General features: G+C 68.3%; 15 protein-coding genes. 1 reads left to right on the forward strand and 14 read right to left on the reverse strand.

From position 1 onward, the window contains the following. The first annotated feature begins 156 nt into the window (after nucleotides 1–156). Nucleotides 157–996 carry an alpha/beta fold hydrolase gene (locus tag AC0LPE_RS21410; protein ID WP_490605186.1) on the forward strand — a complete coding sequence of 280 codons (840 nt, stop codon included), beginning with the start codon at nucleotides 157–159 and terminating at the stop codon, nucleotides 994–996. Nucleotides 997–1,022: 26 nt separating this feature from the next. Here AC0LPE_RS21410 and AC0LPE_RS21415 read toward each other — a convergent pair whose 3' ends face one another. From AC0LPE_RS21415 to AC0LPE_RS21480, 14 genes are all read right to left on the reverse strand, one after another. Next, entirely contained in the window at nucleotides 1,023–2,174 is a 1,152-nt protein-coding gene (locus tag AC0LPE_RS21415) for an acyl-CoA dehydrogenase family protein (RefSeq protein WP_490605187.1), read from the reverse strand. 40 nt (nucleotides 2,175–2,214) lie between these two features. Then, a complete protein-coding gene (locus AC0LPE_RS21420) occupies nucleotides 2,215–3,732 on the reverse strand; it encodes an acyl-CoA synthetase (RefSeq protein ID WP_145690740.1) in 1,518 nt (505 codons plus the stop codon). A gap of 57 nt (nucleotides 3,733–3,789) precedes the next feature. Next, complete coding sequence (locus AC0LPE_RS21425; RefSeq protein ID WP_016692488.1) at nucleotides 3,790–4,605, reverse strand: enoyl-CoA hydratase; 816 nt, start codon at nucleotides 4,603–4,605, stop codon at nucleotides 3,790–3,792. Between the two features lie 26 nt (nucleotides 4,606–4,631). After that, on the reverse strand, nucleotides 4,632–5,480 hold the full coding sequence (locus tag AC0LPE_RS21430) for an SDR family oxidoreductase (RefSeq protein ID WP_490605188.1): 849 nt from the start codon (nucleotides 5,478–5,480) through the stop codon (nucleotides 4,632–4,634). Next, nucleotides 5,480–7,432, reverse strand: coding sequence for a hydantoinase B/oxoprolinase family protein (locus AC0LPE_RS21435; protein WP_490605189.1), 1,953 nt, complete (start codon nucleotides 7,430–7,432; stop codon nucleotides 5,480–5,482). Before AC0LPE_RS21435 ends, AC0LPE_RS21430 begins: the two co-directional genes overlap by 1 nt. Then, the gene (locus AC0LPE_RS21440; protein WP_490605190.1) at nucleotides 7,429–9,531 is read right to left on the reverse strand and encodes a hydantoinase/oxoprolinase family protein; all 2,103 of its coding nucleotides are present in this window, start codon (nucleotides 9,529–9,531) and stop codon (nucleotides 7,429–7,431) included. Before AC0LPE_RS21440 ends, AC0LPE_RS21435 begins: the two co-directional genes overlap by 4 nt. A gap of 196 nt (nucleotides 9,532–9,727) precedes the next feature. Beyond that, a complete protein-coding gene (locus AC0LPE_RS21445) occupies nucleotides 9,728–10,405 on the reverse strand; it encodes an SRPBCC family protein (RefSeq protein WP_258260135.1) in 678 nt (225 codons plus the stop codon). Continuing rightward, nucleotides 10,402–12,930: an aerobic carbon-monoxide dehydrogenase large subunit gene (gene cutA, locus AC0LPE_RS21450; protein WP_490605191.1), complete on the reverse strand. Its 2,529-nt coding sequence runs from the start codon at nucleotides 12,928–12,930 to the stop codon at nucleotides 10,402–10,404. Before cutA ends, AC0LPE_RS21445 begins: the two co-directional genes overlap by 4 nt. After that, the gene (locus AC0LPE_RS21455) at nucleotides 12,927–13,598 is read right to left on the reverse strand and encodes a (2Fe-2S)-binding protein (RefSeq protein WP_016692494.1); all 672 of its coding nucleotides are present in this window, start codon (nucleotides 13,596–13,598) and stop codon (nucleotides 12,927–12,929) included. Before AC0LPE_RS21455 ends, cutA begins: the two co-directional genes overlap by 4 nt. Next, entirely contained in the window at nucleotides 13,595–14,509 is a 915-nt protein-coding gene (locus tag AC0LPE_RS21460; protein WP_490605192.1) for an FAD binding domain-containing protein, read from the reverse strand. Before AC0LPE_RS21460 ends, AC0LPE_RS21455 begins: the two co-directional genes overlap by 4 nt. An 87-nt stretch (nucleotides 14,510–14,596) precedes the next feature. Next, nucleotides 14,597–16,045, reverse strand: coding sequence for a uracil-xanthine permease family protein (locus tag AC0LPE_RS21465; RefSeq protein WP_490605193.1), 1,449 nt, complete (start codon nucleotides 16,043–16,045; stop codon nucleotides 14,597–14,599). A gap of 177 nt (nucleotides 16,046–16,222) precedes the next feature. Next, nucleotides 16,223–17,926, reverse strand: a complete 1,704-nt coding sequence (locus AC0LPE_RS21470) for a helix-turn-helix domain-containing protein (protein WP_490605194.1) — start codon at nucleotides 17,924–17,926, stop codon at nucleotides 16,223–16,225. Nucleotides 17,927–17,980: 54 nt separating this feature from the next. After that, nucleotides 17,981–19,081, reverse strand: coding sequence for an XdhC family protein (locus AC0LPE_RS21475; protein ID WP_490605195.1), 1,101 nt, complete (start codon nucleotides 19,079–19,081; stop codon nucleotides 17,981–17,983). 21 nt (nucleotides 19,082–19,102) lie between these two features. Beyond that, nucleotides 19,103–20,500 carry an amidase gene (locus AC0LPE_RS21480; RefSeq protein WP_490605196.1) on the reverse strand — a complete coding sequence of 466 codons (1,398 nt, stop codon included), beginning with the start codon at nucleotides 20,498–20,500 and terminating at the stop codon, nucleotides 19,103–19,105. Nucleotides 20,501–20,584 lie beyond the last annotated feature (84 nt).

The following is a 20,584-nucleotide window of genomic DNA, read 5'->3' on the forward strand; positions in this document are numbered from 1 at the left end:
TTGACGTACCCCCGGTTTCTGCGGGCGGATTTCACTGAAAGCGATCCCGGCTGAAGAAGTTCTATTCGACGAATATGTCTGCCGGATGCGCGAAATCCCGGCGAGCGGCGCGGAGCTGTGGAAACATCTCGACCACTCGACGCGAAGGGGGATCGCGTGTTCGACATCGGGCTTTCGGCAGGGACGATCGAGTACGAGGACACCGGCGGTACCGGACCGGTTCTCGTGTTCATCCACGGCCTTCTGATGGACGGAACCGGGTGGCGGCACGTCGTCGAACAACTCCGCGGCACCTACCGCTGCATCGTGCCGACCTGGCCTCTCGGCTCGCACCGCATACCGATGCGTCCGGAGGCAGACCTCACCCTCGTCGGAATGGGCCATCTCATCGGGGAGTTCCTCGATGCCCTCGACCTGCGTGACGTCACGCTGATCCAGAACGATCGGGGCGGTGCCCAGGCCTTCCTCGCCGTGTCGAATCCCGAACGGGTCTCGCGACTCGTGCTCGCCGCGTGCGAGGCATTCGACAATTACCCACCCGGCCCGGTCAAACCGCTCCTGCCGCTGGTCAGGATTCCGGGCGGGGTACGCGTGCTCATGGCCGTGCTCGGCACGAAACTCGGACGGCGAGGCCCCGGAACCTGGGGCTGGATGAGCAAACGTCCGGTACCCGGACCCGTCATGGACGCCTGGTTCCGTCCGGCCACCGTCGACCGGAACATCCGGCGTGATCTGGCCAAGTACGCACCCTCTGCGCCGCCCAAGCAACAACTGCTCGAGATCGCTGCGAAAGCGGCGCAGTTCTCCGGGCCGGTGCTCGTCGTGTGGGCCACCGAGGATCGCATGATGCCCCGCGATCATGGGCGACGCCTCGCCGAAGCCTTCCTCGACGCGCGACTGGTCGAAATCGACGACAGCTACACCTTGCTGGCCGAAGACCAGCCCGAGAAACTCACCGCGGCAATCGAAGAGTTTCTGACCGCCACTGCCGGCTGAGACATCCCACATCCGGAAACGAGCGGTTACAGCGCCCGCGCGATGATCTGCTTCATGACCTCGTTCGCGCCGGCGTAGATCCGCTGGACGCGGGCGTCCTCGTACATCCGCGCGATGAGGTATTCACGCATGTAGCCGTAACCGCCGTGCAGCTGCACGCACCGGTCGATGACCTCGCACTGCTTGTCGGTCAGCCAGTACTTCACCATCGCGGCATCGGACGGATCGAGTTGACCCTGCAGGTGCTGCTCGATGCAGTGATCGAGGAAGATGCGGCAGGTACGGGCGATGGTCTGGCACTCGGCGAGTTCGAAGGCCGTGTTCTGGAACTCGAACAGGCTGTGCCCGAAGGCCTGTCGCGCCTTGGTGTAGCGGACGGTCTCCTCGACGGCACGGTCCATCGCACCGGCGGCCTGCGCACCGATGATCAGCCGTTCCTGCACGAGCTGTGCCATGAGCTGACCGAAACCGAGGCCTTCGGATTCGCCGAGCAGGTTGGTTACGGGCACACGCACGTCGACGAACGACAGTTCGGATGTGTCGGCGGCGTGCTGACCGACCTTATCGAGCACACGGCCCACCGAAAAACCCGGGGTGTCACGGAGATCCACGATGAGCAGCGACACGCCCTTGGCGCCGGCCTTCGGGTCGGTCTTGACGGCGAGGACGATGACGTCGGCCGAGGAACCGTTGGTGATGAAGGTCTTCGAGCCGTTGACGACGTAGTGGTCACCGTCGCGCACCGCGGTGGTCTTGATGGCCTTGAGGTCCGAGCCCGCACCGGGTTCGGTCATGCCGATGGCGCCGAGGATCTCGCCGGTGGCCATGCCCGGCAACCATGCCTTCTTCTGCTCCTCGTTGCCGTACTCGAGGATGTAGTGCGCGACGATGCCGCTGTGCACGGAATTGCCGAACGCGAGATCACCGGAATAGCCCTGCGCGTCGAACACCGCGAGGTCGTGCGCGAAGGTGCCACCGCCCCCGCCGTACTCCTCGGGGATCGAGCAGCACAGCAGACCGAGCTTGCCGGCCTCGAGCCACACCTCACGATCGATACGACGCTGCGAATCCCACTTCTCGGCCTTGCCCATGACCTCGCGATCGAAGAACTCGCGCGCGAGATCGTAGACGGCAGAGACCTCGTCGTCGTACCAGGAGGCGACGTGCTTCTTCGGCATCGGGTTCAGGTTTCCTTTTCGCAGTGTTCGGAGAGTGTGGTCAGGATCCGCGCAGTTCGCGCTTGAGGAGCTTGCCGCTCTGGTTACGCGGCAGCACGTCGACGAAGCGAACGGCCTTGGGCACCTTGAACGGTGCGAGGCGCTGCTTGACGTGGTCGATCAAGGTCGCCTCGTCGAGTTCGTGACCGTCCTTGAGGACGACCACCGCGGTCACCGCTTCGATCCACTTCTCGTCCGGAGTACCGATCACCGCGACCTCGGCGACGGCCGGGTGCGTGTAGATCGCGTCCTCGACCTCACGCGAGGCGACGAGGATGCCGCCGGTGTTGATGACGTCCTTGATGCGGTCGACGACGGTGATGAAGCCTTCGGCGTCGCGGGTGACGAGGTCGCCGGAGTGGAACCAGCCGTCGCGGAAGGCCTCCTCGGTCGCGGTGGGGTTCTCCCAGTAGCCGAGGCACAGTTGCGGTGAGCGGTACAGGATCTCGCCGGGTTCGCCGTCGGGGACGTCGTTGCCGTCGGCGTCGACGACGCGGGTCTCGACGAACAGTACCGCCCGGCCACACGAGGCGGGACGCGCGTCGTGCTCCTCGGGACGGAGGACGGTGGCGAGCGGACCGATCTCGGACTGCCCGAAGCAGTTGTAGAAGCCGAGCTCGGGGTAGCGGCCGCGGAGGCGCTCGAGGACGGTGACCGGCATGATCGACGCGCCGTACTGGGCCTTGCGCAGCGACGACAGGTCGCGCTTGTCGAGGTCGGGATGGTTGGTCAGCGGCACCCACACCGTCGGGGCGAGGAACAGTGATCCGATGCGCTCCTCCTCTACCAGCCGGAGGATCTCGGCGACGTCGGGTGCCGGCAGCAGCCGCACGGTCGCGCCGACCGCGAAGTACGGGATGAGGAAGACGTGCATCGCCGCGGAGTGGTAGAGCGGCATGCACACGAGCGGGTCGTCGCCGGCCGACAGGTCGAGCGCCTCGATCGACGACATGTACTCGAAGGTGAGCGCCCGGTGGGTCATCATGGCGCCCTTGGGCTTCGACGTCGTGCCCGAGGTGTAGAGGAGCTGGACGAGGTCGGTGTCGGCCACCGCGACGTCGAGCGTCGGCACGTCGCCGGTCTGCGCGACCGCCACCAGGGAATCGTCGGCGTCGCGGAGCGGGACGACGGTCTCGGCCGGCACGTCGGCCAGGACGGCGTCGAGGTTGTCCCGCAGCGCCGGGTCGACGAGCACGGCCTTCGCGCCCGACTGGCCGAGCAGGTACGACAGTTCCTCGCCGCGCAGCGCGTAGTTGATCGGCACGTGCACCAGCCCGGCGCGGGCAGCGGCGAGATATCCGATCGCGTAGCCGTCGGAGTTGGTGCCGTAGGCGGCCACGCGGTCGCCCTTGGCCAGGCCCGACGAGAGCAGATGTGCGGCGGCGCGGGTGACGGCGTCGTCGAGTTCCCGGTAGGTGAATTGCCGGTCGCCGAAGCGGAGCGCGACGCGGGCGGGGTAGCGCGCGGCGGTGCGGTGGAGGATGCCGTCGACGGTGCTCTGACGCGGATCGGGGGTCATGCAGCGAACTTTATAGGACGTCCAACCAACTAGTCCAGACTTAGCGATCGCTCGGGATCAGCGCCCTTTCCAGACCGGCGCGCGCTTCTCGAGGAAGGCCGTCATCCCTTCCTGCGCGTCGTCGATCATCGCGTTCGACGCCATCGTCTCGGCCATCGCGGCATAGGCGGTCTCCTGCGGCAGATCGATCTGCCGGTAGAACGCCTCCTTGCCGATCCGCATCGTCGCGGGGGACGACGTGGCGATCTTCAGGGCGAGCTCGGTGGTCGCGGTCTCGAGCGTCTCCGGTTCGACGACGTAGTTCACCAGGCCCCAGTCGGCGGCGGTCTGCGCGTCGATGGTGTCGCCGGTCAGCAGCATCTGCAGCGCCCTCTTGCGTCCGATCGCGCGGCTGACCGCGACCATCGGCGTGGAGCAGAACAACCCGATCCGCACACCCGGGGTGCCGAAGCGGGCGTCGCCGGCAGCGACGGCGAGATCGCACGACGCGACGAGTTGGCATCCCGCCGCGAGCGCCGTGCCCTGCACCGATGCGATCACCGGTTGAGGGATCGACTGCACGGTCCGCATCATCTCGTTGCACGTCTCGAAGATCGCGCGTTCCTCGTCGAGCGTGCGTCCGATCATCTGCCGCAGGTCGTGCCCGGCCGAGAACACCGGGCCCTCGGCGCGGACCACGATCACCTTCGAGTCGGCCGCAAGCGCCGTCAGACCGGCGATGACCTCGCGCATCGTCTCCACCGACAGCGGGTTGCGCTGCTTCGGGCGGTCGAGGGTGAGTACCCCGATACCGCTGGCCTCGTCGACAGCGATGAGTACGGGCGGGGGCAGGGTGTCGACGGCGTCGGGGCCGTCCGCAGAGCGATCCGTCACGTTCCCTTTCCTACACCACCCGCGAGTTACCGGCGCGGCATCGACGAGACGAGATCCGCGACGCGGGTGGGCTCCCGACCGAGCAGCACCGCCGTGACGGCGCTCCCTGCGACGAAGCCGTGATCGTCGTAGAAGCCGAACATCGCGGCCAGACGCTCCCGGGCATCCGCGGGCAGGTCACGGCCGTGGCGCTCCATCCACACCGGGACGGACACCTGCTCGATCTCCACCGCTCTCCCGGCGATCGCGCACAGCTGCCGCACACTCACCGCGTCCGGTCCCCCGAGCTCGTAGGTGGCGCCGTGGTGGACGTCCACACCCTCGACGAGGACACGGGCCGCCACCGTCGCGACGTCCGACAAGGCGACGAACGAGAACGGCGCGTCGGGGTCGTAGGGGACGTCGAGTGCGTCGACCGATCCGTCTAGCACGGACGCGAAGTTCTCCGTGTACGCGCAGGGCTGCAGAACGGTCCACCGCACGCCGGAGGCGTGCAGGATGTCCTCGCAGCGTGCCTTGTCGAGGTGGTGCGGCATCGCCGGCGTGTACGGCCAGGCGACGGAGTGGTAGACGACGTGCTCCACATCGGCCTCGGACACTGCCCCCAGGAACCGTTCGAACAGCGCCGGCTCGTCGGGGTGCATGTTCGGGGCGATGAAGTAGACGCCGCGGCAGCCCGACAGCGCGTCGACGAGCCCGGCACCGGTCTCGAGGTCGACAGCACGATCCCCCGCCTGCCGAGCGGTGTGCACCACTCGGCGGACGGGGGTCGTGTCTGCTGTCTCCAGCGCCGCGACGACAGCCGTTCCGGTCTTCCCCGCGGCACCGATCACTGCGAGATCGGTGCCGCGGGAGAGATGGGCCGTCGTCGACATCAGTTGCCGATGAAGTCGTACTCGGCGAACTCGGCGCCACCCGACAGGCGGGCGTAACCGGGACCGCGGTCGAAGAAGGGCTCCTCCTCGCCGCGCTCGGCGCGCATCTGCGCACGCAGTGCCTCGGTGGCCTCGACGTCGGCGACGGGCTCGTCGGCCGAGGTGTCCTTCAGGCTCACGCCGTAGTCGTCGCGGGCGCCCTCGACGGACACCTTGCGCCACAGCACGTCCCGGACAACCTCGTCGATCGGACGATCGAGCGGGTCGCCCCAGCCACCGCCGCCGGTGGTGCGGATGCGGACGACCTCGCCGGCCTTGATCGGCTCGGCGTCCGTGAGGGCGTCGAACTCGCGCTCGTTCGGGCCGCCGGGATCGAGGGTGACGGAGAACGGCTTGCCGGCCTTACCGCCCTTGACGCCCCAGCACGCGAGGATCGAACGGTCCGCGATGGACATGAAGTTCGCGTCCTTGAGCATGCGGATGTGCTTCTCGTAGCCGAGACCACCGCGGTAGCGACCGGCTCCACCGGAATCGATTGCCAGACCCAGCTTCTCGACGATGAACGGGAAGCGGCTCTCGGTGAACTCGGTGGGCAGGTTCCGCGAGTCGGGCACCACGTGGATGGTGTCCTCACCGTCGGCGTAGTGCCGGCCACCGGAGCCGCCGCCGAGCACCTCACGCATGAGATACGAGTGACCGTCGAAGTCCTCGCCGTACACACCGGTGTAGCGGATGGTCTCCTGGTCGGCGGGCATATTGCCGTCGACCGCCTTGGCGACCACACCGGAGAGCACGCCGAGCAGACGCAGGATCACGAACGTGCGAGCGTTGGTGGGAGCGGGGAAGATCGGCGTGATGAGCGTGCCCGGCTCCGGGAACTTCATCTCGATCAGCGGCACGACACCTTCGTTGACGTCCAGTTCCGCCATGCGGTCCGGGGTGTCGGCCAGGTTGCGGAGGATCGGCGCCAGCCACTTGATGAGGAAGTTGCCGTCGGCGTAGTCACCGCAGTGGTTGATCGGCCCCTTCGCCTGCGGACCGGTTCCGTTGAAGTCCAGGATCAGACGCTCGCCGCCCTCGTCCTCCGGGGAGGTCTTGGTGAGGGTGATGCGCTGCACGTGGAGCATGGGCTCGTCCACACCGTCGTGCTCGGCGTAGTCCTCCCAGGTGTACGTGCCCACCGGGATCTTGCTGAGGATCTCGCGGCGGTACGTCTCCGTGGTGGCGTCGAGGATCGCGTCGAAGCAGGCCTCGACCGTCTCGACACCGTAGCGCTCGAACAGCTCCGACAGCCGGCGCGCACCCATGAGGCACGCCGAGCACTCGGCGTCGAGGTCGGCGGCAAGCGAATCGGGCATGCGGGAGTTGCGGGTCATGATCCGCAGCGCCGCCTCGTTCGGAACGCCCTGGTCCCACAGCTTGATCGGCGGGACCATCAGTCCCTCCTCGTACACCGTGGTCGCACCCGACGGCATGGAGCCGGGGCAGCAACCGCCGATGTCGTCGTGGTGGCCGAAGGCCTGCACGAACGCGACCACCGAGGGCTCGGTGTCGCCGGGGCGGGTCGCGAAGACCGGCACGGTGACGCACAGGTCGGGGAGGTGGCCGATGCCGCCTTCGGAGAGGTAGACGTCGTTGTGGAAGAAGACGTCGCCGGGCTTCATCGTCTCGAGCGGGAAGTCCCGCGCCACCGGATGCACGAGCGCCGAGTACGACCGACCGGTGAGCTTGCGCAGGTTGCGGTCGTGGATGCCGGCACGGAAGTCGTGGGCGTCGCGGATCATCGGCGAGCGCGAGGTCCGGGAGATGGAGGTCTCCACCTCCATCTCGACGCTGGCGAGGTAACCGGCGACGATCTCGACGAGCACCGGATCGGGAGCGGTGCCCGAAGCGTCGGTCAGCCGGAAGGGCTTGCGCGTCGTGGCCGCGGCGGGTTCGAGAGTCGCAGTCATCGGGTGGCTCCGTTCGAGTCGGATGTCTTGGTGAGGCGGATGTTGCCGAAAGAGTCGATGCGAGCGCGGAATCCGGGGTGGACCGGGATGGTCGAGCTGAATTCCTCGATCACGGCGGGACCTTCGAGTTCGTCGCCGGCGCCGAGGTGGGCGCGGTCGTACACGCGGGTGGTGACCCACTCGTCGAAGTACGCCTCGCGGGTGCCGGTGAGGGCGGCGTCCGCACCCGTGCCCGGGGCGATCTCGGCGAGTTCCGGTCGCTTGATCGGTCCGATGCCGCTGACACGGAGGTTGACCCATTCCACGTGTTGGTGGGGATCGTTGCGGAAGTCGTAGCCGTAGAGCTCGCGATGGGCCTGGTGGAAGCGTTCGGCCGCCTCGTCCATCAGTTCCTGGGTGATGGGGCCGTCGCCGACCGGCACACGCACCTCGAAGGCCTGGCCGAAGTAGCGCAGGTCGGCCGAGCGGGCGTACTGCCGCTGGTCGGGTCCGAATCCTTCGTCCTCCAGAGCACGTTCGGCCTCGGCCGCGAGAGCGTCGAGTCCGGCCTGCAGCTCGTCGATCTCCAACCGGTCGTGGCGGCTGACGTGCGTCTGCACGTAGTCGTTGCGGACGTCGACGGTGAGCAGACCGAAGGCCGAGACGTTGCCGGGCTCGAGCGGCACGAGGACGTCCTTGAGACCGAGGATGTCGACGAGGCGGCAGGCCAGCAGCGAACCGGAGCCACCGAAGGTCACCAGGGTGAAGTCGCGGACGTCGAGACCACGCTTGACGGTGATCTGGCGCAGCGCGTTGGCCTGGTTCCAGGCCGACACCTCGAGGATGCCCGTGGCGCACGCCTCGAACTCGAGGCCGAGACGGTGCGCGAGCTCCTCGACGCCCTTTCGGGCGAGTTCGGTGTCGAGCGGGATCTCACCACCGAGCAGATGGGGAGGGATGCGGCCGAGCAGGACGTGGGCGTCGGTGATGGTCGGCTCGTTGCCGCCCTTGCCGTAGCACAGGGGTCCCGGATCGGCGCCCGCCGACTGCGGGCCGACACGCAGGGTGCCCTCGGGGGTCATCCATGCGATGGAGCCGCCACCGGCACCGACGGTCACCACGTCGATCATCGGGATCTTGGACGGGTAGACACCCACGCGACCTTCCGTGGTGAGCGCCGGCTCGCCGCCGACGACCACGGTGACGTCCGTCGAGGTGCCGCCACCGTCGCAGGTCAGCACCTGGTCGACACCGGCGACGCCGGCGATCAGGGCCGCGCCCAGTGCGCCGGCCGCGGGGCCGGAGAGCACGGTGGTGATCGGCTGGTGCACGACCTCCTCGGCCGAGAGCACGCCGCCGTTGGACTTCATCACGTAGAACGGGATGTCGCGCTGCTCGCCCTCGGCGGAGGAGAACTCGCGCAGACGGTTCGCGATGTTGTTGACGTAGTTGCGGATGTTGGGCTTGACCGCGGCGTCGACGAGGGTCGTGATGGACCGCTCGTACTCGCGGTACTCGCGCAGCACCTCGCTGGAGATGCTCACGGTCGCCTCCGGGTACTCCTCCATGAGGATGTCGCGGACGCGGCGCTCGTGCTCGGGGTTGGCGTAGGAGTGCATGAGGCACACGCCGACGGTGAGGATCTCGCGGTCCTTGAAGAAGCGGGCGGCGGCGCGGACGTCGTCCTCGTTCAGGGGACGGATCTCGCTGCCGTCGTAGGCGAGACGGCCGCGGATGGTGCGGACGCGGTCGGCCGGCACGATGCGGTCGGGCTTGACCCAGAAGTAGGAGTTGCCGTAGCCGTCGGGAACCGACTGGCGGGCGATCTCGAGGACGTGTTCGTAGCCCTCGGTGGTGATGAAGCCGAGGGTGCCGACCTTGCCCTCGAGGAGCTTGTTGGTCGCGACGGTGGTGCCGTGGCTGACGGCGTCGATCGCGTCGCCGGTCTCGCCGAGCTGCGCGAGGACCTTCTCGATGCCGGCGAGGAAGCCGATGGCCGGATCCTGCGGTGTCGACGGGGTCTTCGTGGTGACGATGGCGCCGGACTCGTCGTCCACCGCGACCACGTCCGTGAATGTTCCGCCGGTATCGATGCCGACCCGAATCTTCCTGGATCCCATGTTTCCTCCTGGGTTCTTCTCGCCGGTGTCCCACCTGACGTCTGATGACATTCCACCCGCTGAGCGGCGGTGTTTCTTTGTCACATCTCGCCGAACTCGTCGCCTGGAGTTCGGGGTTCGTGCACCTGCCACCTGCAGACGACGGCACCCCCGGGCCGTGATGGCCCGGGGGTGCCGTGGATATTCGACGAGAAGGTCAGCGTCGGGCGAGGATCGCTCCCAGGGCGACACCCGCCAGGGCGATACCTGCACCCACTCCTGCCGACAGCAGAACCGTTGCTGCCGAGGGAGTTCCGGCCGGTACCGGTGCAGCTGCTGCGGCGGCCACGGGCAGCGCGGTGGTCTTCACGCCCGCACCCTCCGCAACCTCGGCCACCTCGACTCCGTTCACGCCTGCGACGGCTGCTGCTTCGGCGGCACTCGGTGCCGCCGGCAGACCGTTGGCGATCACACCGTCGATGCCGTTGAAGAACACGCCGGCCATCTTCTTCGCGACACCGGTGATCATTCGCTGTCCGACGCCCCCGACCATGCCGCCGACGACCGCGTCCGCGTCGTAGGTGAGCACGGTGCCGCCGTCACGTTCTTCGAGACGCACCGCCACGTCGGCCTTGACCGTTCCCGGAGCGCCGGAGCCCGATGCCGTCATGACGAACGATTCGGGACGATTCTGCTGCGACAGAACCACTTCCCCGTCGTAGGTGCCCTTGATGGAGGCCACCCCGGCGGTGATGGAGAGCTTGTAGTGGTTGTCGCTGATCTGCTCGAGCGACTGCACGCCCGGGATCGTCGCCGCGAGAACACGGCCGTCCTGCAGGCTGTCGTACACCACGTCGGGGGGTGCCTGCAGTTGCGCGGTACCGGCGATTCTCATTCGTTCTCCTTGTTTCGGGACGCAGCGTGGGTCAGACGCAGCTCGAACAACTCCGAGGGGGAAATCGGCATGCTGGTGATCGGGATGCCCTCCGCGTCCTCGACGGCCGCGGCGATCACCGCCGAGGTCGGGATGACACCGGCCTCGCCGGCGCCCTTCATTCCGAGAGGATTGAGCGCGGACGGGGTGACGGTGTGGTCCATCTCGAGCGAGTCGGGCATCTCCGTCACGAAGGGCATGAGGAAGTCCATGTACGACGCGTTGAGCATCTGCCCGTGCTCGTCGTAGACGATCTTCTCGTAGAGCGCGCCGCCGATGCCCTGTGCGACCGCGCCCTGCACCTGGCCCTCGACGATGCGCGGGTTGATGACGTTGCCGCAATCATGTACCACCGCGTACCGGAGCACCCGGATCTCGGCGGTGACGGGATCGGTCTCGACGATCGCCGCGTGGATGCCCGACGCGAACGTCGACGTGGGCGGCGAGTAGTAGCCGGTCGCTTCCAGGCCGGGCTGCTCACCCTCGAGGACGGGCGGCACCGACATATCGGTCTCGGCGTTCGCGAATCCCGTTGCGCGACGGGACGCATCGTCGAAGGCGTAGCGGAGCGGGTTCGACAGCACGGCCACCACGCCGAGCGGGATCGAGGTGCCCTCCGCGCCGGGTTCGGTGCCCACCACGCACACGTGCCCCTCGCGCAGTTCGAGATCGGCGACGTCGGCGTGGAGGTGGTCCGCGGCGATCTTCTTCGCCTTCTCCGCCACCATCTGCGCGGCGACATGGAAGGCGGATCCGGACATCACGGCACCGCGCGAGGCGAACGTGCCGACCGCGTACCCGAATCGGCGGGTGTCGCCGGTGACGATCTCGACGTCGGAGACCGGCACACCGAGATCGTCCGCGACGATCTGCGCGAAGGAGGTCTGGTGCCCCTGGCCCTGGGTGGTCAGGCCCGTAGCGGCCTTGACCTTGCCCGAGGTCTCGATGAGCACGTGCGCGCCCTCGTACGGGCCCGGTCCCGTGCCCTCGACGTACGCTCCCACGCCGATGCCGACGCGACGCCCCTCGGCGCGGGCACGTTCCTTGTATTCCGCGAACTCGTCCCAGCCGATCAGCTTCCTGAGCTTGTCCATCCCCGCCTGGTAGTCGCCGCTGTCGTAGATGAGCGGACGACCGTCCTGGAAGATCAGGTGGAAGTCGTAGGGCATCTCCTCGGGGCGGATGAAGTTGGTCTCGCGGACCTCGAGGACGTCCTTACCGAGATGCTTGGCGATGGCGTCCATCGCCCGTTCCATCGCGAACACCGCCTGGGGTCGTCCCGCACCGCGGTAGGGCGTGACGATGACCGTGTTGGTGTACAGCGAGTAGGCGTCCACCCGGAAGGCGCGCGGCTTGTAGGGGCCGAGCACCTGCGTGGAGGTGTTGAGCAGCACGATGATTCCGTACGGCAGGTACGCACCGTTGTCGTGCCAGATCGAGAAGTCGAAGGCCAGCAGCCGGCCGTCGTCGTCGAACCCGACGGTGACCTCGTGGATCTGCCCGCGCTCGTGGGCGCTGGAGACGAAATGCTCGCGCCGGTCCTCGACCCACTTGACCTCGTTGGAGATCCCGGCCTGCCCCAGCTTGCGCGCGGCCCAGGTGACCATGACCTCCTCGGGCCACGGGTGGACGATCTTCACACCGAAACCACCACCGACGTCGGGGGCGATGCAGTGGACCTTGTTGTGCGCCATGCCCAGTCGCGCTGCGATCGCGGCACGGGCGGACGTCGAGGTCTGGGTGGACGTCCAGAAGGTCAGCGCCTTCTCGTCGTCGTCCCAGCGGGCGTAGACGCCCTTGCCCTCCATGGGCATCGACGCCGAACGTTCGATCTCGAGGTCGAGGGTGAGCGTGTGCGGTGCCGCGGCGAGCTCCGCCTCGATGTCACCGAAACCGTGCTGGAGGTGCGCCGCGACGTTGTCGGGCACATCCGGGTGGACGACGTGCTCGGCGTTGCGCGCGGTGTCGACACCGACCACGGCCGGAAGAGCCTCGTAGGTGATGTCGATCAGCGCGCACGCGTCCTCGGCGATGTACCGGTTGTCGGCGACGACCATCACGATCGCCTCGCCGACGTGGTTCACCTCGTCCTTCGCGAGCGGATATCCGTTGCGCGGAGCGGTGATCGCGGGGTGCGGGATCAGCAGCGGGAGATTCTCGGCCATCTCGGGCGAGTCCGCCTCGAGATCGTCGTAGGTGTAGATGGCGTGCACGCCCGGCAGTTCCAGCGCCGCATCGACGGCGATGTCGAGGATGCGAGCGTGGGCGTGCGGCGACCGGACGAAGGCCGCGGCGAGCGCGCCGTGCCCGAGATCGTCGAGATAGCGACCGTTGCCGCTGACGAGCCGGTTGTCCTCGACACGCGGGATGGGCTTGCCGAACGACTTGCCCGATTCGGTGGCACCGCCGATGTCGGCGGGGGCGAGGTCGGTCGTCGTGCTCGTCGAGGTGGAGTTGGAGACGGGCGAATCGGAGACACTGGTCATGCTCGTCCTGCCTTTCCTCCGACCGGAGCGGTGGTGCCGCGGACCTTGGCGTCGAGCGAGGCACGGGCCGCCTCGCTGTCGGGGCCGAGCGGTGAGCCTCCGGACCGTTCACGCTTGATCTCGGCGGCGCGCAGCACGGCCGCCCGGATGTTCTGGTAACCCGTGCACCGGCACAGGTTGCCGGCGATCGCCTCGGTCGCCTCCTCGTGGGTGGGCGACGGGTTCTCCTCGAGGAAGGCGGCGATCGTGGTGACGAAACCCGGTGTGCAGAAACCGCATTGCAGACCGTGGCAGTCGACGAACGCCTCCTGCACTGGGTGCAGGGTGCCGTCCGGTTCGACGAGGCCCTCGACCGTCGTCACCGAGCGGCCCTCGAGGCTCGCGGCGAGCACGAGGCACGACCGCACCGGCTTGCCGTCGAGCAGCACCGTGCACGCGCCGCACACACCGTGCTCGCATCCCACGTGGGTGCCGGTCTGACGGAGGTGGTGACGGATCGCGTCCGATGCCAACGTGCGCGAGGGCAGCACCACCGTCTGCGTCACGCCGTTGAGGGTGAAGGTCACGGCGACGTGGTGCTCGCCGGTCTCCGCCTGCAGCTCGTCGACCTGTTCGGCGACGGTCCGCCGCGAGGCGTCGCGACCACCCTTGTGGATCGAGCTCGTCATCGACTTCCTCCCGTGTGCATCGGTACCCGTGTGTCGTCGCGGATCGCGTCCTGCGCGGCCGCGAAGCCGACACGGCCGGTCAGTGCCGCTACCAGCTGCGACCGGTAGCGGTCGGTGGCATGGATGTCCGCCTCCGTCTCGACGGTCTCGCGTGCCTTCTCCGCGACCTGCTGCCAGAGCGGGTCGCGCTCGTCGTGCGCCGACGCCCCGCGCAGGATGTCGGTGTAGTCGACGACCTGCCCGAGTTCTCCCGCGGAGACGTAGGTCATCCGGGCGGACGTCACCGCTCCGTCCTCGACCTCCACCTGCGCGACCACGCCGACGAGGGCGTAGTCGCCGTGGCGTCGTGCGATCTCGTCGACGGCGGTCCCGGTGCCCGGACGTGCTGACGGCACGGTCACGCTGGTCGCGATCTCGTCGGCTTCGAGGGTCGATTCGAGCGGTCCCGCGAACAGCTCCGAGGCGGGGATCTGCCGGACTCCGCGTACGGAGCGGACGGTGAGCGCTCCGCCGAGCAGCGACAGCACGGCCGGCATCTCCGCGGACGGATCGGCGTGGACGATCGAGCCGACGGTCGTTCCGCGATTGCGGATGGTCGGGTGTGCGACCAACCGGAGCGCGCGGCCCAGCAGGGGCTGGACCTGCGCGACCGTCGGATCGGATTCGAGCGCTGCGTGGGTGGTGAGCGCGTCGAAGGTGACGCCGAGTTCCGGTGACGCGGAGATCGCGTCGAGGCGCGGGATCGAGCCGATGTCGACGAGGTGAGCCGGTGCCGCCAGGCGCATCGACAGCAGCGGAATCAGTGACTGGCCGCCGGCGAGCACTTTGCCCTCGTGCGCGACCCCCGCGAGGATCTCGCAGGCTTCATCGATCGACCGCGGTCGGTGATAGGTGAGTGGCGACGGTTTCATTGAACAGATCCTGCCCGCATAGTGCGATCGACGTTTCGTGGAGAAGTGACAAAGCTCACCGGTCGACAATGTCAGATGTAATAGAGGTCACGCGAACTCCTTCACCCTCCCGGCGCCGCTCTCGCCGTCCGGATCGGGCTCCGTCCTGACCGGTTCTCCCTGTTCGGAGGGGGTATCGGGATCCTCGGGGGCGATGTCCTTGGGCGCGATGACCCGGCACAGGTGATAGAGACCGATCACGACGATGGTGCCCAGCGCGATACCGCTCAGCGAGAACGTGTCGGTGAACTGGAGGCTGGTGTCGCCGATCGCGATGATCAGACCGGCAGCGACGGGCATGAGGTTGCGCGGGTCGCCGAAGTCGACGCCGTTCTCCTTCCAGATCTTGGCGCCGAGCAGGCCGATGATGCCGTAGAGGACCACGGTGATGCCGCCGAGCACGCCGCCCGGAGTCGCGGAGATGACCGCGCCGAACTTCGGGGAGAAACCGAGGAGCATCGCGATGACACCGGCCGAGGCATAGGCGGCCGTCGAGTACACGCGGGTCGCGGCCATGACGCCGATGTTCTCCGCGTAGGTCGTCGTCGGGGAGCCGCCGACGCTCGTGGCGAGGGCCGTGGCGAGACCGTCACCGGCCAACGCGCGTCCCATCATCGGATCGAGGTCGGTCTTGGTGATCTCGGCGACGGCCTTGACGTGTCCGGCGTTCTCCGCGATCAGGGCGATGACGCCGGGCAGCACGAGCACGATGAAGGTGAGGCTGAACGACGGGGCGTGGATGCCGACGACACCGGCCGCTTCGTCCGTGAACGGCGGCAGACCGAACCACGGAGCGGAGACAACGCCGTCCCAGTTCACTCGGAAGTGTTCGGTGACGGCGTCGGCACCGGCGTCGTAGGAGGTGATCGGTCCGCTGATGCGGTCGAGGACCCAGGACAGGGCGTAGCCGAACAGCAGCGCCAGGAAGATGGCGACGCGACCGAGGAAGCCGCGCAGCACGACACTGCCCACGATCAGCGCGATCATCACCGTCAGCGCGACCCACTGGTCCTGCGGCCAGTAGGTGCCGGCCACCACCGGTGCCAGGTTGAAGCCGATGAGCATGACCACCGCGCCGGTGACGACCGGCGGCAGGATCTTGAAGACCAGCGAACCGCCGAGGAAGTGGATCACCACGCCGATCGCGGCGAGCACGAGCCCGGAGACCATGATCGCGCCGGTGACCTCCGACGGCGAACCGCCCTGGGCGTAGATCGCGGCGATGCCGCCGACGAAGGCCGCGGAGGTTCCCAGGTAGCTGGGGATCCGGCCCTTGACGACCGCGAGGAAGAAGAGAGTGCAGAAGCCCGAGAGCATCACTGCCAGTTGCGGGTTGAGACCCATGATGATCGGGAAGACGAAGGTGGCGCCGAACATCGACACCACGTGCTGGCCGCCCAGACCGATCGTGCGGCCCCAACTCAGGCGCTCCATCGGCGCCACGACCTGACCCGGTTCTATGTTCTTACCGTCTCCGTGCACTGTCCAGATGGGCATATCGGACCTTTCAGCAGGGTGTGGGTGCCGATAGAGTTCACGTGGATTGTTACGCCTGTGTTGCCGATCACACGTGTACTTCGGTAGCCGCAAACGCTAACGGAGCAGCTCCGGCCCGGCGTGGGAGGAATCTGCCAGGAGCGACCCGCCGAAATTGGCAAGATCGGTGGTTGATCGTCAGGAATCGATTCCGCGCATCGCGATGATCTTGAGCGCGAGCGAAAGGTCCAACCGCAGTTCGGGCTGCTCGGTGAAGGGACCGAGGATCTTTTCGAGTTTCGCCACACGATAGCGCAGAGTGTTGTAATGAAAATGTAACTGGCGCGCGGCTTCTGCGATGTTGATGTTGGTGGCGAGGAGCACCTCGAGGGTACGGCACATGTCCTGCGCCTCAGCCGTGCCGTCGGTCAGTTCCTTGAGTGTCTCGCGCGCGAACGATTCGAGTTCCTCGGTGTCCTCGACGAGGCTCAGCAACCGGTACACACCCAGATCGTCGAAATGGGTCACCGCCCACGGACCGGATATCTTGCGTCCCACCTCGAGTGCCGTGCGCGCCTGGGCGTAGAGCGCCGGCAGGTCGTCGGTGGACGACGACGCACGCGAGACCCCCACACCGAACGGGCGACGCCCTCCCCCACCGGCGCCGCGCACCTGGGCGACGAGCTCGTGCACGAGGGTCATCGTGTCGCTGCCCTCCCCCATGAGCACGACGGTCTCGGTCGCCAGAGCCGTGACGGACGCACCCGAATCACGGCCGGCCAACGCACCCGCGAACGCGCGGGCCTGCCGTTCCACGACGGGCAGTCGCGCCGGTGCCGCCGAGGAATCGTCGTCGACTCGATCGGGTTCGACGGCGACCACCACCACCGGGCGGTCGAGATTCCAGCCGAACATCTGCGCGTGCACGATCACCTGTTCGGGTTCACCGGCGCGGCCGCGCAACAGGTCCCGGACGAAGTTGGCCCGGTGCTTCTCCTCGACCGCCGACACCGCGAGCTCACGGCTGACGACGAGCGCGCACACCGTCGCTGCCTGCTCCACGAGATACAGATCCGGTGCGGAGAGATCGCGTGCGGGACAGAAGAATACGAGACGACCGTGGTCGATGCCGTTGGCGGATATCGCGGCGATCGCCACGTACTCGTCGCCGAAGCGGTGCAGACCGAGCCCGCCCTCGATCGAATCGGTCCGCACCCGGCCCGTCGGGTCGACCGCCGCCGTCGAGGACAGCCAGGCGAAGTCGGATTCCCTTCCGGCCCTGTAGGTCTGGCGTCCGTCGGGGGTGGTGATGAGGACCGCTCCACCGAGCCGGCGCGAGATGCCCTCGGCCAGCGCCCTGTGTCCACCGCCCGCCATGACGATCTCGAGCAGCCCGCGACGGAGGTGATCCGCCTCGAAGACGGCTTCCACCTGAGCGACGGCCATGTCGCGGAGACCCCGCGCGAGACGGTGATCCGCGACGACCTCCTCCGGCGTCGTCAGCACCGGGAGGGGAACGTCGTCCGTGAGGCCCTGCGGCAGCGAGTGTCCGGTGTCGAGCCGGACCACGAGCGCCGAGACCTCGCTCCGGTCCAGCCGCGCCAGGAAGGCGGCGATCGGCACGGCGAGTCGCGCGAGCACGGTGGTGGAGGTGACGAGCAGCAGCCCCGGACGCAGCCAGGGACCGATCTCGGGGAGCATCATCACCGCGACCCCGGTGACGGACCGCGCCGTGGAGACGTCGCCGGCGAGCACCGTCGGTGCGCCGAGCAGGCCCGAGGAGACGACGTCTGCGAGCGGGCAGGGTTCGGATACGACCGCTGCGCTGTCCTCCGGATCGGCTGCGCTGCGTTCCGGTTCGGCTGCGCTGGGCCCCGGTTTCTCAGCCTTGCGCACCGTCACAGCAATACCCGTCCACCTGCCAGTCGTTCACCCCCGCATGGGAGACACGTGACATTAGAGGGCTGCGGCAACACCGTCAATCGCAGGCGGACAAGCCGCAGGTCGGGCAGCACGTCCCGCCGGGACCCGATGGATGGGTCCGCGCAGTGCCGCGAGGCTGCGCCCGGTGGCGCCGCGCGTGCTCACGAGGATCTCGGCGAGGATCGACACGGCCGTCTCCTCCGGAGTGCGCGCCGCGAGGTCGAGTCCGATCGGCGAGTGCAGCCGTCCCAATTCGTCGGCCGACAGACCGGCCTCGCGCAACAGGGCGACCCGGCGCTCGTGAGTGGAGCGGCTGCCCATCGCCCCGATGTATCCGGCCTCGCAGCGGAGGGCGCGTTCGAGCAGTGGGATGTCGAACTTCTCGTCGTGGGTGAGCACCGCGACGACCGTGGTGGGGTCGATCGGCGCCGACTCGAGGAAGACGTGCGGCCACGCCACCACGACCTCGTCGGCGTCGGGGAACCGGGCGGGGGTCGCGAAGACGGGCCGGGCGTCGATCACCGTCACGCGGTAACCGGCGAACTTCCCCAGCGTGCACAGGGCGGACGCGAAGTCGATGGCGCCGAAGACGTACATCCGTGGGCGCGGCGCGAAGATCTCCACGATCTGCGCACGCTCCTCGTCGACGTAGACCTCCGAATCGCCGTAGGACAGGCGCAGTCGCACCTCGTCCTCGAGGTCGGTGTCGTCCCCGTCGAGGGTGACCACACGATGGCCGGCGGACTCCCGGTCGGTGACGACAGCGACCGGCTCTCCCGCCCCGATCCGCCGTGCCACCTCGGTGAACTCGGGGTAGGTCGCGGCATCGACCCGCTGCACGAACACCTCGATGGTGCCGCCGCAGGTCAGGCCCACGCCGAAGGCATCGTCGTCGGTGACACGGAAGACCTCGGTCCGCGCATGGCCATCGGCGAGCACGTCCCCCGCGATGTCGTACAGGGCGCCTTCGATGCACCCTCCGGACACACTGCCCACCACCTCGCCCGACCGCGAGACGGCCATCGTGGCGCCGGGTTCGCGCGGCGACGACTTCCAGGTGCGCACGACGGTCGCGAGCGCGAACGTCTCACCGTCGTCGAACCATCGCGACAGTTCGTCGAGAATGTCCCGCACAGTGACCTCCTTACCGGTGTGTCACAGACGCGCGGCGACGGCCAGCGCGACGTGGTCGTGGAAGGGGCGCGCGACGATCTGCACGCCGATGGGCATGCCGTCGCTCGTCCGCCCGACGGGGACGACGACGGACGGGAAACCGGTGACACTGATCGTGCGGCAACTCGCCAGCGCCTCCTGCCAGGTGAGCAGCCGATCGTCGACAGCGAAACGATCGTCGCCGAGCGGAGGCGCCCCGATGGACGCGACCGGCAGCACCAGCACGTCGCCCATTTCGTCGAGCAGCCGATGGATCAGCGCGGTGCGCCACGCCCAGAGGCCCTCCACCTCCCGGTGCTCGGCGCGACCGGCCGTGGACAGCAGGTCGCGGATGACAGCACCGAAGCGGTCGGTCCTCGCCAGCGCGTCGATGTCGGCGTGGGTCTGGGTGGCCCGCAACCGGCCGAACAGTTCGTTCCCTTCGACCAGCGCCGACCCGCGATAGGGGCGGGCACCGAGGCGCCGCGCGCTCTCGCGGACGACGTCCACGATCTCGTCGTCGACGGGCACCGTGCCGTCCCCGTCCGCCCAGGTGATCGTCAGCGCATCGACGTCGACACTCGCCGGATCGGTCCACGCGACGTGCGGTTCGGAGATCACGCGCAGGGCGAGGACGAGGTCGTCGAGGTTCCGTGCCATGGGTCCGACGGTCTGCAGCGCGCCGTGCACCGTCGTGGGGTTGGCCCGCACGTGGTCGCCGACGAGCACCCCCGGGTACTGGCCGTCCGCGGACACCCGGCCGACGGTGGGGCGGATGGAGCACAGGCCGGTGCAGTGTGCGGGCCAGCGCACGGACCCGCCGAAGTCGGTGCCCAGTCCGAGGACGCTCATGCCCGACGCGATGGACGCGGCTTCGCCGCCGCTGGATCCGCCGGGTGATCGCGGCGACTCGGGGCTGCCGAGGGGATTGACGGCCGGTCCGAACATCTCGTTGTCGGTGAGCCCTGAGGTTCCGAATTCGGGCGTGTTGGTCTTGCCGACGAGGATCGCGTCGGCCGCCTTCATCGCGGCGACGGCGGGTGCGTCGACGACGGGGACGTTGTCGGCCAGCGCCCTCGAGGCAGCCGTCGTGCGCACGCCTGCGGTGGCGATGAGGTCCTTGACGGTGAATGGCACCCCGGCGAGCGGACCGGCCGTCTCACCGCGGGCGAGACGCCGGTCGAGGGCGTCGGCCTCGGCGAGGGCATGGTCCGCCGCGACGGTGACGATCGCGTTGAGGCGCGTGTTCTGCTCGGCGATCAGGGCGAGGTGGTCCTCGACGACGCGACGGGCGGTGACCTCGCGGCTGCGGACCACGGCGGCGATCGACCGCGCGTCGGCGCCGGTCCACGTTCCGGTGCGCTCGGTGTCGAGCGTCGGGGATCGACCTTCTACCGCCACTGGCCCTCCTCGGTCTGCGTTCGACGAGAACGCTATGGCCGGCTCCGGGCCTCTCCTACGTCCACACTCCACAGGAAGCCGGTC

It is taken from the genome of Rhodococcus sp. S3 (assembly GCF_058211795.1).